At 47.2% G+C, this 15013-nt stretch carries 13 protein-coding genes; 6 read left to right on the top strand and 7 right to left on the bottom strand.

What is annotated here, in order from left to right:
- Positions 1 to 2: 2 nt before the first annotated feature.
- Positions 3 to 986 (bottom strand): PLL family lectin, encoded by a 984-nt coding sequence (locus BUR42_RS09825; RefSeq protein WP_074239063.1) that lies wholly within the window; start codon positions 984 to 986, stop codon positions 3 to 5.
- Positions 987 to 1022: 36 nt separating this feature from the next.
- Here BUR42_RS09825 and BUR42_RS09820 point away from each other — a divergent pair, with 36 nt between their 5' ends.
- A complete protein-coding gene (locus BUR42_RS09820) occupies positions 1023 to 4202 on the top strand; it encodes a ligand-binding sensor domain-containing protein (RefSeq protein WP_143197400.1) in 3180 nt (1059 codons plus the stop codon).
- A complete protein-coding gene (locus tag BUR42_RS09815; protein ID WP_074239061.1) occupies positions 4199 to 4948 on the top strand; it encodes a LytR/AlgR family response regulator transcription factor in 750 nt (249 codons plus the stop codon). The genes BUR42_RS09820 and BUR42_RS09815 overlap by 4 nt, the downstream gene beginning before the upstream one ends.
- Before the next feature lie 2 nt (positions 4949 to 4950).
- Here BUR42_RS09815 and BUR42_RS09810 read toward each other — a convergent pair whose 3' ends face one another.
- Positions 4951 to 5409: an ester cyclase gene (locus BUR42_RS09810; RefSeq protein ID WP_074239060.1), complete on the bottom strand. Its 459-nt coding sequence runs from the start codon at positions 5407 to 5409 to the stop codon at positions 4951 to 4953.
- A 45-nt stretch (positions 5410 to 5454) separates the two neighbouring features.
- Positions 5455 to 6036 carry a Crp/Fnr family transcriptional regulator gene (locus BUR42_RS09805; RefSeq protein ID WP_074239059.1) on the bottom strand — a complete coding sequence of 194 codons (582 nt, stop codon included), beginning with the start codon at positions 6034 to 6036 and terminating at the stop codon, positions 5455 to 5457.
- A 43-nt stretch (positions 6037 to 6079) separates the two neighbouring features.
- Between BUR42_RS09805 and BUR42_RS09800 the strand changes: the two genes are divergently transcribed.
- The gene (locus tag BUR42_RS09800; protein WP_074239058.1) at positions 6080 to 7135 is read left to right on the top strand and encodes a phage tail tip lysozyme; all 1056 of its coding nucleotides are present in this window, start codon (positions 6080 to 6082) and stop codon (positions 7133 to 7135) included.
- Here the strand turns inward: BUR42_RS09800 and BUR42_RS09795 are convergent.
- Positions 7132 to 7944, bottom strand: a complete 813-nt coding sequence (locus BUR42_RS09795) for a hypothetical protein (protein ID WP_143197399.1) — start codon at positions 7942 to 7944, stop codon at positions 7132 to 7134. The genes BUR42_RS09800 and BUR42_RS09795 overlap by 4 nt on opposite strands.
- Positions 7945 to 7963: 19 nt before the next feature.
- The gene (locus BUR42_RS09790; RefSeq protein ID WP_074239056.1) at positions 7964 to 8236 is read right to left on the bottom strand and encodes a YqcC family protein; all 273 of its coding nucleotides are present in this window, start codon (positions 8234 to 8236) and stop codon (positions 7964 to 7966) included.
- A gap of 255 nt (positions 8237 to 8491) precedes the next feature.
- On the opposite strand from BUR42_RS09790, the gene BUR42_RS09785 reads away from it, so the two are divergent.
- Positions 8492 to 10360, top strand: a complete 1869-nt coding sequence (locus BUR42_RS09785) for an FG-GAP-like repeat-containing protein (protein WP_074239055.1) — start codon at positions 8492 to 8494, stop codon at positions 10358 to 10360.
- A 52-nt stretch (positions 10361 to 10412) separates the two neighbouring features.
- Here BUR42_RS09785 and BUR42_RS09780 read toward each other — a convergent pair whose 3' ends face one another.
- Positions 10413 to 10886: a hypothetical protein gene (locus BUR42_RS09780; RefSeq protein WP_143197398.1), complete on the bottom strand. Its 474-nt coding sequence runs from the start codon at positions 10884 to 10886 to the stop codon at positions 10413 to 10415.
- Between the two features lie 80 nt (positions 10887 to 10966).
- Between BUR42_RS09780 and BUR42_RS09775 the strand changes: the two genes are divergently transcribed.
- Both BUR42_RS09775 and BUR42_RS09770 read left to right on the top strand, forming a co-directional pair.
- Positions 10967 to 11398: a VOC family protein gene (locus tag BUR42_RS09775; RefSeq protein WP_074239053.1), complete on the top strand. Its 432-nt coding sequence runs from the start codon at positions 10967 to 10969 to the stop codon at positions 11396 to 11398.
- 18 nt (positions 11399 to 11416) lie between these two features.
- On the top strand, positions 11417 to 12310 hold the full coding sequence (locus BUR42_RS09770; protein ID WP_074239052.1) for a phosphotransferase: 894 nt from the start codon (positions 11417 to 11419) through the stop codon (positions 12308 to 12310).
- A gap of 59 nt (positions 12311 to 12369) precedes the next feature.
- Here BUR42_RS09770 and BUR42_RS09765 read toward each other — a convergent pair whose 3' ends face one another.
- Positions 12370 to 14931 (bottom strand): TonB-dependent receptor, encoded by a 2562-nt coding sequence (locus BUR42_RS09765; protein ID WP_074239051.1) that lies wholly within the window; start codon positions 14929 to 14931, stop codon positions 12370 to 12372.
- Positions 14932 to 15013 lie beyond the last annotated feature (82 nt).

The following is a 15013-nucleotide window of genomic DNA, read 5'->3' as shown; positions in this document are numbered from 1 at the left end:
GATTAGAGATCGCTGTCCGGAAATTTCTTATCGTTGATGTCGCGCCAGGCAATATCCCAGAAGCCGCCAAAGTCGTGCGTACGGGCTTGCCAGATCTTGTTGTCCATCCCTTTTCCGAACACATGAATGATCTTGCCATCCCAGGAGCAGTTAGCAGAGGGCATGGTTTTGAAAACACCTTCGCCGATATGGTCCCAGGCCATATCCCACTTTTGCACACCATTGGTAGCATAGGCCCACCATATTTTGTTATCGTTGCCTTTGCCAAATACATAGATGCGTTTGCCATCGGCGGAACAGCAGGCAGCAGGGGCGGAAGTGAATACACCTGTACCGATGGCTTTCCATGCAGGGTTGAAACTATTGCCGCCATCGGTGGAATACGTCCACCAAAATTTATTATCTGCGGCTTTTGCAAAAACGGCCACTAATTTTCCATCTGCGGAGCAGCAGCAGGCAGGGGAAGAAACAAACTGTTTGGTGCCTATGGCATCCCAGGCCATGTCAAAATGGTTGCCGCCGCTATTGGAATAGGCCCACCAGATCTTGGAGTCGTTACCTCTTCCAAAGACCAGCAATTTCACGCCGTTGTAACTGGTGTTGTAATTGTTAGGCGTACCAGCCGTCCATTGGGAAATGGAATTGTTGTAACTGCAGATAGCAGGTTTACCCTGGAATACGCCTGCGCCGATGGCGAAAAAGCCCACATTTTTGAACTCGTAATATTCCTGCAGGCGGGCGAACCAGAATTTATTGTCCATGCCTTTACCTACAATGAAGGTGTCCAGGCTGTCTCCGGTTATACAGGCGGCAATTGAGGAGGAAAAAACGCCCACGTTGTTGCGGACCCAGTTATCCACCCAGGTACTTCCATTGTCGTAGGAAACGATCCTTTCAATCCTGAATTGCGCGCCTGCTTTGGGGTCGGGGTCAACAACGGAAAACAGGTCGATCCGTTTTTCCAGCGCATAAGTTGATGCTGTCATAGCCAATAAGATTTGGGGTTAATAGAATAATTTTCTGTGCCTAAAGCTAGGCAGTATACCCGCTTTCTGCGTATTGGAAAAGAGAGCGGAAAGGATGAGCGATGGAGCGGTATGTTTAGGCAGATGAATGAGGGAATGGTATGCCATGCCGAGGAAATGGCAATGGCAGCGGGTTATTTTATTATATTTTTGCAGATATTGTTCCGTCTAACCTTATATATACTTACGGGGATCATACAGGTCTCATCCCTCAGCGCCATAGCGCAGGCTGGTTACCAGTTTGAAAATTTTACCGAAGGCAATGGTTTGTCGGACAACCGCGTTACCTGTTTCCTGATGGACAGGAAGGGATTTATGTGGATAGGTACAGAGAACGGGCTTAACCGTTTTGACGGTCATTCCTTCGTTCCGTACAAACCCGGGATCCCCGGGCGTTCTGTGTCCAGCCCGTTTATTAACGATATAGAAGAAGATGCAGCAGGAAGGTTATGGGTGGCCACGCAAAGCGGCCTGAATGTGATTGTTCCGGAAAGGGACAGCAATATTGTTTTCCTGCCGGAAAATGGCAACAGCATTCCCAGCGATCTGATCTGGGATACGTATATCGATCAGCAGAACAGGGTCTGGATAGCGGCAGACGTGCAGGACCTTTGTTACTATGATATCAGCAGACAGGTATTTGTATTTCTGCCCTGGAAGAAATACATCGCCGATACATTTCCACACCGCCGTAAAAAGTACAACAGCATCCGGAAGATCTGGTATAAGTCGGACAATGAACTGTGGCTGGGTACTTCCGTTGGCTTGTTCAGTTATATCACTACTACGGGTGAATTCATTCCTCATAAAAGTTATGAAGCAGATCATTTTATTCAGTTAGAAACAGGAGGAACGCATTACTATTTCATTCAGAACCCTGCTAACACCCTGCAGATCGGATCATTGAAGGATGGCACAAAAAGAGATCTCCCCTGGACGGCTATTCCATCTACCCGGCAGGGCTTTTATCAGCCGGTTCAAACACAGTATGAACGTTGGCTGCCGGCGGGAAAGGATGTGATAGAAGTGAATACCTTAACCGGGGAAACCATGCTGATAAAACACCGGCCGGACGATCCTTATTCCCTGCCGGATGGGATGGTACGCACAGTTTACCGCGATCGCTCAGGCCTTGTATGGGCCGGCACCAGTAACGGGATCGGTAAGTTCAATCCTGCCATGAACCTGTTTCCTTTTACGGAGGTATTACCTGCTTTCAAAAGACCACCTTCTCCGGAGAATGATCTGTACAGAACAGAGCATGCTATCCATACCGTGTTTCACAGTAACGGCGTGTATTTCATCAGTTCCCCTGCCAGCGGTAGTTTGCTGATAAGGGACAGCAGTTCCGGGAAAACACAGCGCATCAGCCAGGTGCAGGGTATCCCGCTGGATCACTGCTCTGTGATCTTTGAGGACAGCAGGAGTATGTTATGGGTGCTGGCAGGTGCGCATGCTTTTAACTATGACCGTGCTTCCCGCCGTTTCAGTGTATCCGCTTTTCTTGCAGATCAAAAGAACCGTTTGTTCACAGATATGGCAGAAGATAGCGAAGGCAATCTCTGGTTTGCCTGCTTCAACGACGGGCTTTATTGTTATAATGTGCAAAAGAAGACCAGCCGTAAGATCACGCCGGCAGATAATTTCAATAGCAGGCTGCCTACCTCCCTGTATTTTGACAAAGCGCAAAATAAACTATGGATAGGTACTTTTGAAAAGGGCTGGTATGCTTATGATCTCAATAGTAAAAAGTTCAAAAATATTTCAGTAGAACCTTCGCTGATCAATGATATAGTTAAAGATAAAAACGGGATGCTCTGGCTGGCCAGCTATGCAGGTGGTATTATCCGTTGTGCAGCTGATGGCCATGCTATCTCCCGTATCACTACCAGGGAAGGTTTGCCGGAGAATAATATCTATTCCCTTCAGACGGACAAGGCCGGGAACATTTGGGCCGCCAGCTTCAAGGGCCTTACACAGATCAGCCCGGATGGCAGGATCATAGACAATTTCAACCGTATAAAAGGATTGAATTTCTCTGATCTGTACAGCCCGCTTACACTGGCAGCGGGAGGAGAGCTTTTAACAGGTGTTGATAATGGTTTTATCCGTTTTCATCCTGATAGCCTGCATTATATTTCCCCTTCGTTCCCTGTGGTTATTACGAGAGCTGCTGCTGCGGTACTTCCTTATACAGACAATGAAGCCTCTTTTGATTTTGCAGCGCTTTCCTACCTGAATCCTTCCTATACCCGTTATGAATACCGGATGGAGGGTGTAGATAAGCATTGGGTATCCGCAGGATACATGCATTCCACAAAATATAATAACCTGGCGCCCGGATCATATACCTTCAAAGTAAGAGCGATCGATTTCAGTGGTAAACGTTCTGCAAATGAAGCCAGCAGTTCCTTTCGCATCCTTGCTCCCTGGTGGCAGACCTGGTGGTTCCGCATCCTGGCGGCAGCTGCAGTGACGGCCCTGGTGCTGTATCTCTTTTGGCGGAGGATCCAAACCGTTAAAAGCAAGGCCCTGATCCGCCAGCAAATGGCAGAATTAAAAGGGCAGGCTTTACGTGCGCAGATGAATCCGCATTTTATATTCAATTGCCTGAATGCTATCCAGGAATTGATCGTAACGGAGGATTATACGGCTTCTTATAAATACCTGGCCAAGTTTTCGAAACTATTGCGGATGGTGCTGAACATGTCTGAAAAGAACATGGTACCACTCAGCAATGAGATAGAGATGTGCCGGCTGTACCTGGAACTGGAATCCCTGCGTTTCAAAAATTCATTTCATTATACCGTGCAGGCAGATGAACGGATAGATGCAGACAGCACCCTGTTCCCTTCCTTACTGATCCAGCCCTTCATTGAAAATGCCATCTGGCATGGTTTACTGCAGAAAGAAGGAGAGAAGCGATTAAGCGTTAATTTTGAAGAAGATAATGGCAGGCTGGTTTGCCTGATCAGCGATAATGGTATAGGACGGGAAAAAGCGATTGCCATTAAGGCCCGGAAGATAGGTTTCCGGCATACGGACTCCAAAGGAATAGCGCTGGCACAACAAAGGATTGAGAATATAGATAATGCCTTCCTCGAAATAACAGATGGTAAAGAAGGAGGCACCATTGTACGCATTGTTATTTCATACCCTGAAAACACAGAGATATGATAAGAATATTGATCGTAGACGATGAGCCATCTGCCGGGAATATCCTTCACCTGCTGATTGAAAAACACATCTCCGGTCAGAAAGAGATTAAGATCTGCCTGTCGCCGGAAGCAGCCAGGGATATCATACCTGTATTCAAACCAAGCCTGCTGATGCTGGATATTGAAATGCCGCACATGAACGGGTTCGATCTGCTGAACAGGATCGGTAACTGGGATTTTGATGTGATCTTCACCACTGCTTACGATAAGTACGCCATTAAAGCCATCCGCTTCAGTGCGCTGGATTACCTGCTCAAACCCATAGACATACCTGATCTGCAGAATGCCATCAACCGTCATATCGTGCGCCAGAACCTGCAACCCAGGGAGCAGGGCCGGCTGGTGGATAACCTGATCAGTAACCTGCAGCAAAAAGATGCGGCCTCCTTTAAGCTGGCCCTGAGCACAATGGAGGGTGTTTTCTTCTACGATCCGGCGGATATCCTGAGGTGTGAGGGAGATGATAATTACACACACTTTTATTTCATCAATCATAAACCGCTGATCGTATCCAGAACGCTGAAAGATTTTGAAGAGATACTAACGGACCATGGATTTATGCGGGTACATAAATCCTATCTCGTGAATATGCATTACGTGGAGAAGCTGGATAAGGAAGGTTTGTTATGGCTGAGCGATGGCAGTAATGCCGTAGTGTCCCGCAGGAGAAGGAGGGATGTGCTGGATGTGTTGTCGCGGAAATGATCTTATTTCCCCAATTGCTTCATCATCGTTAACTCATCTGTTACCCGCCAATGCTGCGTGATCTTTCCGTTCTCTATCTGTTCGATATTGATCTGGTTAACGCTGATCTTTCTTCCGGTAGGTGGCATGCCAAACAGCGTATCCGTTTGTGTGCCGGTCATCACCACCCGGGCAACGGCTTTGCCTTCTGTAACGATGATATCCTTTATTTCGTAGTGGAGGTCCGGGAAGCCTTTCCTGATAGCTTTAATGATGGGTTTTAACCCATCAGGGCCGGGTGGTGGATTAGGGGTGCTGGGTGTATGATTGATATAATCTTTGCTTAAGAGTTCATCCAATACCGCCAGTTTTCCTTCGTTCCATACTTCGTTATAATACCGTTCTATGATCCTTTTGTTGTTCCCCTGTTGGGAGCAGGAGGAAATTAATAACAGTAAAGCTGTTGCCTGCAATAGTTTCATACCTGCAAAGCAACTGATTCCTGTTGTGCCGGAAATTAAACCAGTTTATTTTTTTAGTTGTTTTCTCCTGAGCATACTCAGGAAAACAGGGGTAATACCCAGGTAGGATGCTATTTGCTTTTGTGGGATGCGCTGGTCCATATGGGGGTATTTATCCGTAAAAAAGTGGTAACGCTCTTCCGCAGAGAAGGAAAGGTTCTGTTCTATCCGTTGCTGGTGGGCTACAAAAGCATTCTGCAAAATGATCCTGAAGAAACGTTCAAATTTTGGGACCTTTTCATATAACTGATCGATATCGGGTTTGGATATTTGTAGCACCTCCGTATCCTCCAGGGCATCTATCATATATTGTGCAGGTGTTTGCATCAGAAAACTGCGAAGATCGCTGACCCACCAGTTCTCTATGCCAAACATCACCACGTGTTCCACGCCGTTATTGTCCAGCGTATATACCCGCAGGCAGCCTTTTGTGATAAAGCTTTCGTACCGGCAGATCTCTCCCTGTTTTAATAAAAAACCTTTCCTTTTGATGGTATTGGACCTGATAAGGCCCAGGAAGTATCCGGCCTCTTCTTTATCCAGGCTGATGTGCATTTTGATGTTTTCCAGGAGAAGGTCTGTTTTCATAAGGCCGTTGCTTTTTACGTTTAAATTTAGTAACTTCCTTATTATGGCTACCCCAAAAAAAACACAGCGCAGAACTGACCCTGCTGTGCAGACCCCGGTTTCCTCTAATTCCTTTTTTCCACCCCTCAACAGTGGTGTTAATAATTTCTTCAGTGCTCCGCCTGTTATTCAGCGGCAGGCTGCTACGCAAACTGCAACGGCGCCTGCGGGTAATGCACTGAGCGGCCCTTTAACCGCTTCTGAATGGCGTAGTGTGGAGGTCTGGTCGTCCTGCGGATTTGTAGGCATAGATCCCCTTACCAATAACCCTACCCGGAATGCGGAATTGATGGCGGCGTCTATCTTTTGCGAGCGGGCGCTTTTTTCCCGGGAATTTGATGGTAGCCGGGAAGATCCTTTGCTCTGCATTCTCACGGATGTGACCATTGCAGACCCCAGAGTGCAGACACTGGCAACGCATGTTGCCTCCAGGGGGCCTATCCTCAGCTGGGAGCAGCGCACCATCGCAAACCCGGTATTGTATGCTATGGAAAGGCTTATCAATGAATATCACTTCCCGGTGAATGGTGCAGCGGGGATGGTGGGAAACCTTCGTGCGGAATCCGGCGTGATCCCTAATAACATAGAAAGCAGTTTGCCCGGCACACCTATGCGGGCAAGGGGATCTGATGGTGCGGTACACGACTTTACACCAGAGCAGATCATGAACCGCGGGACCCGTGGCGTAGTAGGACCTGAAGACCCGGGTGTGGGTATTGCGCAATGGACCACCGAACCCCGCCGCAGCGGTTTGTTTCAACACCAGTATTGCGGCATGACGCAGGGCGCGAACATCCTTTTTAATATGGATGCGCAAATAGATTACCTGGTTACAGAATTACAGGGCCGCTTTCCCGGTGTATACAATACGTTAATCAATCCCAGAACGTCTGTAGATACGGCAAGCGATGAAGTGGTGAAGCGATTTGAAGTGCCTGGTGCCATCATTGAGAACAGGAGGTTACTGCCTGATACAGACCCTGCTGTGGCAGCGGTGCTGACCGCGCGCAGGAACCTGAGCCAGGGTGCATTCACTACCTACAGGGCAGCACATCCTTAGTCCACTTTCTCAAAATTGAATTCATCGATGTAACATCTCCTGAAGTTATCATTATCCTCGTTCACGAAGTTGCAGGGGGTATTCCCATTGGGCCTCCAAAGTGGTATCTGCGCGCGGTCACAGATATTGTTTGCCCAGTTATTGGTAGTGGTTAGTTTCCATGCTGTGCCCCAGTTATGAAAAACGTGTTCCCGCCTGTTATTAAGCAGCTTGAAATTACCGCTGGCGGTTCTGTTCAGGTCAAAGATGGCCGAAAACTCATCAAAATGGCCGGGGTGGTTATTTTCATTATACCCCGGAGGGAAACTCAATGGCTCGCCAATGCCGATCAGCTGCGTAGGGACCTCGTCGATAGGGATGCGTTGCAGCCTTTGATTAGGCCCTGAATCATCTGATATATCATTCTGGCCGTTAGAAGGCCGGATCATGCCTATAAAGTAACAGGAAACTCCATCCGGAAATACTTTGTAGATCCGGTATCCCAGTAAACCATATTCTTCCGGTCTTTTGTTCGGATCAAATGCTATGTACTGGTATACCGGTTGCAGATGCCATATGAAATCTTCCGCCTCTTTCATGTCCGGCAGTTCCTGTTTAGTGAAACTTCTGAAACCTATTGTTTCATAATTGGAAAACAGCCCTAATGCAAAGGCAATACTGTCTGCCCCGCACTTTACATACTGCGTACGGAAAAGATAACGGCCTTCAGCAAGCCTTGCCGTGGAATCTGTTGCCGGTGGGGTTCCCGGACTGCTCTTTTTACATTGTGCGAAAAGCAGGATCAAAAGGCCTGCGGTGATTACTTTCATGGTGTGTATGTTTTTGAGGTTAATACAAGGCATCTAATTCTATCAATAACTGCAACAATTTCCCCTTTCCCAGATCACTTCCGAAGAACTGCTTCGCCTGTAAGGCAACAGGCCTTTCTTTTATTTCCAGCAGGCAGTTGGGCAGGAAAATAAATTGTAGCCAGCCGGAAAAATCGGGCGGGCTGTTCATTCCTTTTTCATAATCAGTGACCCAGGCAGGTGTTTCCGTTTTCCATAAGTGCAGCTGCTTCATTTCAGCAACTATCTCTTTTACTTTCTCAACGGTAGTCATGATGCCTTAAAACTAGCTATGCAGGAAAAGATCAAAAGGAGCTAAGAAGGAAATGGTGTGGCCTGTTGAGATAATGGTCGGCCGGTGAGGGAGTGGCGATGTTAAGAAATGTTTATTTTATTGTTTAATAATCTTTACTTTTATTTAAATTAGTTGAGATTGGTTTAATAAGCTTTACTTTTAGTTAACCCATTTAGAAGAGAACCCGTGCGCCTGTGTCCCTAACAGTCTGTATATCAACTTAAAATAAACCACATGAAACCAAATTTGCACCACGTTACCGCCTGCATGCTGGCTGCGGCCTTTTGTTTTGCCAGTTGTATGAAACCTAAACAGTTGTCTGAGCCAGCCCCTGTTATTTCTCCCTTATCCGTTATGGGTACTCAAGCCCTGGCACCATTGAATGAGATCAAGGTGATGTCTTTCAACATCCGGAAGACCGACCCGGCGGATCCCTTTACCCTGGAAGAACGCAAAAGCTACATCCTCCAGGTGATCCTGAACAATGATGTGGATATTTTCGGCATACAGGAGCTGGCGGATAATGCCATGGAAACCTATTTCAATACCCAAATGGCCGCCGCCGGTTACGGGGTTTACAATTCAGGGCTGGCTAACGGCTCTCCCAAATCCATCTGGTACAAGAACTCCAGGTTCACCCGTACCAATGCCGGCTGGTTTACTATGCATACCCCTGATTACCGCAGTGGAAAATGGGTGATCCTGCAGGATAAGCTGAACACCTCCAACAGTTACTTTGTGGTGAACAGCCACTGGACCACCGTAAGCTCTGCAGAAAGAAGTATGAATGCAGACAGTGTGCTGCTGGCCATTAACACCAACAACACACAGAACCTGCCTGTTATCTGCATGGGCGACTTTAACGGCCAGCCCGGTACTCCGGAGATCAACAAAATAAAAGATGGCAGCGGCCTTAATATGGTGGATGCACTTTTTGAAGGACAGGGGGATCTTACCTTTCATGGCTGGGATGCCACAGGTAACAGCAAGCTGGATTACATCATGAGTACCAGGAACCTGGCCTTCACCAGTTCCAGCGTGCTCACCACCAGCTTTACTGTGGGAGGGCAAACCTTATGGCCTTCTGATCACTGGCCGGTAGTAGCCTCTTATGTACCTGCGGTATTCGGCGGTGCACATGCAGATGTAAATGGTAAAAGTGCCAGCTCTGCTACTAAATTCTATTTTGCTGATGTAAACGGAGATGGTAAAAAGGATAAGATCTATTGGAACCGCACATACGACAGCGGCAGACCGCAGGTATTCCTTTCCAATGGTAACGGCACTTTCCAGTCGCCTGCCGTTGTACATACTGCAGGTGCTTCCACACTTGCTACCACAAGGTATCACTATGCTGATGTGAACGGAGATGGAAAGGCTGACGAGATCTTATGGGACCCTACCTTGAATTCAGGGCATACAAGGGTTTACCTGGCCACCACAAATGGTAACTTCAGTGCAACAGTGGTAGATAATCCGGAAGGTACCAGTGCAGGTACTACTACGGTGTATCATTTTGCGGATGTGAACGGAGATGGCAAGGCAGATAAGATCTATTGGAATTCCACCTTTGATGGCGGCCGTACGCGCGTGTATCTTGCTACCACTGGCGGCAGTTTCAGTGGTACTGTGGCAAACGGTGCAGAAGGTGCCAGCACCACAGCGGGTACCCTGTTCTATTATGCAGATGTGAATGGAGATGGGAAGGTAGATAAAATACTCTGGCATCCTACGCTGAACTCAGGTAAAACCATGGTGTACTTATCTGACGGAGACGGTACCTTTACCGCATCTTCCACATTCAGTAATTCAGGTGCTACCAGCGGTACATCTGCAACTTCCTTCTACTTTGCGGATGTGAACGGAGATGGCAGGGCCGATAAGATCTATTGGAATCCTGATAATTACCTGGGTGAGCCAAAGGTTTATTATTCCGAAACAACAAATGCATTTGTTGGCCCTATCTATTCTTTGAGAGGTACTTCTCAAAGCGCAGATACGGAGTTCTATTTTTCAGATATCAGCGGAGATGGAAAGGCGGATCAGGTTCGCTGGAACTTTGGGGAGTATACCGGGGAGTTGAGGAATTATTTTGCTAATTAGAAACAGCAAAGGACAAACCGTTAATTTGGTTTGTCCTTTTTTATTTATTACTTCATTGATCAGGAAGTGCTGATTGCACTTCATCTATCACAGCATTTGATACTGATATGGTAGAAAGCCTCAGTTCCCCACCCATTGTATAGGCCACATTTATCCAGTGATCCATGCCGTTCTTATTAATGATTGCATCTACGCGGGAGGCATCCCGGAGATGTACTGTTCCGCCTTCTTTCTTTATTAACGCGGCATAATATTTCATCACGTATTCTTCTTTCGGGTGTTTAGCTGCCTGCCCGTCAAAGCGGTAGCGGGCTGCATGAAAAGGGCCACGTACAATAGTGTCAATCACTTTCCCCTCACCGGTCTTGTATTTGAGGGACATGGCACCTTTGAACTCCGTCCAGCAATCTTTCAGGCTATGTTGGGGCATAGGTGCGAACAGCGGCTTTTGGTAACAGGTTGTGCTTTGCGAGAATAAGGGTTGCATGGCAAAGCTGCAGCAAATGAGCAGGATTATTTTTTTCATAGGATCAATTGTGCCGGCAAAGATATGTTTACCCGGAATTTTTTTTAGTAAATTTAGTGAGAACCGTAAACTGATTGATTATGAACACTGAACCGAACATTAAGCAGGCTGTGCCGTTTTTCATGATCGCGGATATGATTTCCTCCCTGGCTTTTTATATAGATCAAGTTGGTTTTGAACTGAAAATGAAGTGGGTACCGGCCGGCAGGATAGAATGGTGCTGGCTGCAATTTGGCCATGCTTCCATCATGCTGCAGGAGCATATGAAAACGGGTGAGTATACAGAGCATAAAAAAGGGCTGGGTGTTTGTGTTTGTTTTATGTGCAATGATGCCGTTGCCCTCTATCATACATTCAGATCGAAAGGGTTAGCTGTAAATGAACCTGTTGTGGAAAACGGATTATGGGTGATCAAACTGACAGATCCTGACGGCTATAATTTATTATTTGAAAGCGAAACAGATGTATCTGAAGAAACAAAGTATTCAGATTGGATAGCGGCTGGAAAATGATCTGTAATTTACTTTTCTATGGCAACACCTCCTGAATACTTGCAGCATCTCCTGGAAGATGCAATGGGAAAAAGAACAAAACAATGGGCTGTGCCGGATTGTGGCTTGTCCTCCGCACTGAGGTTTTCTGTACAATTGGAAGATAGCAGCCGTGTTTTTGTTAAAGCAGCAACGGATGAATATACAGAACAATGGTTGCGCAATGAATATCTTGTATTGTCGTCTATCGGAGGTAAATGCATGCCATCTGTTATTGACTGGCTGGATAAACCCGGTGTTCCTCCGATACTGATAACGGAGGACCTGAGTGATGCTTACTGGCCCGCAAGCCATCAGGGTGTTACATGGAGAGAGGGAGATGTTGCGATGCTCTTTGAAGGATTAAATGCGCTTGCCTTATTAAAGGCAGTCCCTGCGCTCCCGGCACTACAGAACCGGAAGAATTCTCTCTGGTCTGAGATTGCAGGTGACCCGGCTGCATTTTTAGATCTCGGTTTGTGTTCGGAACGCTGGCTTAATAAGGCCGCTGAGGCTTTGATCAAAGCTGAAAAAGATCTGGATATCACAGGGGACCAGCTTGTTCATGGAGACATACGGAGTGATAATGTTTGTTTTGCGGGCACAGGGGCGGTTTTTGTTGACTGGAGCCATGCGGCCCGTGGGAATGCTGATCATGACCTGGCTTTATTGCTTCCAGCACTTTGCCTGGAAGGAGGGCCGGCGCCTTATCATTTAATGCCTGAGGGCGGAAGTGAAGCCGCATCAGGAAGTGCAGTACTTATTCAACGCATCATATCAGATCACCTGATGCCGCAATGGCTGAAAAATGTATTCAGGAAACTGATCACTATTGAACTTGAATGGGCGGCAGATTGCCTGGGATTGGAATACCCGGATGGAAAACATCCTTAAAACTCAAAACCCTTCAGATGCAAAGACCTGAAGGGTTTTGTTATAGCGCTTTGAATAACTTAGTTACCGGGGCTGAAATTATAACGGAGCGTTATTCCGTATGTCCTGGGATCACCCAGCACACCAGCATATTGTCCCGCATTACCGGCAGCTACCAGTAATTGTTCGTAGTAATCTGTGTTGAACAGGTTACGTCCCCAGATAAATACAGATACTCCTTTTGCTGCACGGAAACCGAGCCTGCCATTGAAGATCGCGTAACCATCCACATTCAGGAACGGAGAGGGAGAGGGGCTGGAAGAAAATTCAGAACGATAGTATCCATCCAGTGCCAGGAAGTATCTTCCACCCTGGGCGAGGAACTTGCCACCGGTGGACAATTCGCCACCCAGTGAACCGCTCCATTTAGATATACCTGGCAGTCTGCCACCTGAGATATCTTTAAATGCACTTGTGCCACCGGTTTCTTCTAAAGGCACTGGTGCATTTTTGAAAGATTTGTATTTACCATCTGTATAAGCTACTGCGCCGAAGATATTGAAGTTGTTATTGAACCTGATATTACCATCCAGTTCGGCACCACGTACCTGTACTTTCTCTGCATTGGCCAGGTAGCCGCGGTTCACACCCAGTTCGGCTGTTTGTACCTGTGTCTGGAAATCTTTGATATCTGTATTGAAAACAGCCAGGTTCAGGGTAGAAGCAGCAGATGGCGTTGTTTTGATACCTACTTCATAATGCTGCACATACTCAGGTTTGATCTGAGCCAGTTCCAGCATCGGCTGGCCATTAGCGGTTGGAAGCCCGCCAAGGTTCAAACCTACCGGTTTATAGCTCGTAGAGAAAGTTGCGTAAGTATTAATGTTGCCATTGGGTTTGAAAGCAACTGTTAACTGCCCGGTAAGATTGGTATCATCTGTTTTGGCATTAAACACCTGGTCCGTATAAACAATGTTCTTCAACGCGATCAATGCAGGGTCTGTGGTTTGCAGACCGCCGTATGTTTTGCGGTTGAAGTCTACTTTCTTGTCGTCGTAGTTATACCGCAGACCGGGCAGTACATGCAGCTTACTGGTAATGGCCCAGTCTAATTGCCCGAATACTGCGGCGCTGAACGTTTGTAGGCGGGAGGTAGTGCGGATACCAAATCCGTCCAGTAACCCTGGTGTTTTCCATAATTCGCTGGTAGTGCTTTGTGAAAAGCGCCATTGTGCGCTACCGGATTCTTCGATATGCACGGGAGCAGTTTTAAGGTCTTGTCCCATCACGAAAACGCCGATCACGCCACTCAGTTTGGAAGAGAAATTACCTGCATACCGAACTTCCTGCGTCCATTGTTTAAATTTGGAAGTTGCTTGTGACAATGACAATACAGGTAATCCTGTAAAGTCGCGGTCGTTGGATGGATCCCAGTTCCAGTAGCGGTAGGCAGTGGTGGAGGTTAATGTACCGTTGCCGATCTTCGCGTCCACGTTCAGGGATACGCCGCCCTGGTCGTTGCCGGAGCGCCAGGTGGTGTTGTGATCGACTATTCTGTCAAAAGCATTGAGGCTGGGCAGTTTGTAATTGAGATCGGCGATGATGGCATTGAACTGGCGGTAAGCAGGCCGCTTTGTTGTCACAACACCCGCTACTACCTGGGCATATCCTTCAGGGCGTTGCTGAGTTGCATCAGCAGCGAGTGTGATGCTTACATTATCACTGGGAGTATAGAGCAACTGCAACCGTCCGCCGAGGTTGTTGATATCATTTATATATTTCTGGGAAGCCACATTGTAAATAGTACCGTCACGCTGTGTGCCGGAGAAGGAAAGCCTTCCGGCCAGTTTGTTGGCGATCTTACCATTAACAGAAGCTTTTGCCTGTATGTATCCATAATTACCAAAGCTTACTTCAGCAGAAGCGCCTGGAGAGAATGATGGTTTGCGTGTGGTGATGTTCAGGGCACCTGCTGTGGTGTTCTTACCGAACAGTGTACCCTGCGGGCCACGCAGTACCTCGATCTGCTCTACATCAACAAAGTCGAATGTAGTAGCAGCAGGGCGTGCATAATAAACACCATCCAGGTAAAAACCAACGCCGGGGTCAATACCATCATTTGTAAGGCCGAAGGTAGACCCAAGACCACGGATATTGAGTGTGGTATTACGCGGGTTAGAAGAATAGAGTTGTACGGTAGGGATCAGCTCTTTCACCCGGTTTACGTTAAAGGCGCCGGCATCCTCAATCGCCGCACCGCGTACAACAGAGATAGCGATAGGCACACTTTGGATCTTTTCATTACGGCGACGGGCTGTAACAGAAATTTCATTGAGCTGGCGGTTGTCCACCACCAGGATAACTTCCACTGAACTTAGGTTTTGCTCAGTTACTTCAACTTCACGGGTTACAAAGCCAATAGAGGTAACAGCAAGAGTAACCGGAAATGGTGCATAGGTCTGAAGGCTAAATTGTCCCTTGTTGTCTGCAATGGCATGATTGGTTGAACCCCGCAGGCTAATGGTGGCACCGGGTACAGGGGATCCTTTTTCACCCTTTACAACACCCTTAATTACTTTTTGAGCAATCGCGGCGTTGACCAGGAGGGTTGTAAGGAAAAGGAGGGGAAGTACTTTTTTCATGATCGTTTTTAATATAGGTTGAGTTGATTAGTCTATATAGTCTACTGGAATTGTAGACAAATATATTATAGTATTGTTAACT

The sequence above is a fragment of the Chitinophaga niabensis genome (genome assembly GCF_900129465.1).
In the GTDB taxonomy this organism is placed as follows: Bacteria; Bacteroidota; Bacteroidia; order Chitinophagales; family Chitinophagaceae; genus Chitinophaga; species Chitinophaga niabensis.
The sequence above is the reverse complement of the archived record's forward strand: the minus strand, read 5'-3'. Positions and strand labels throughout refer to the sequence as shown.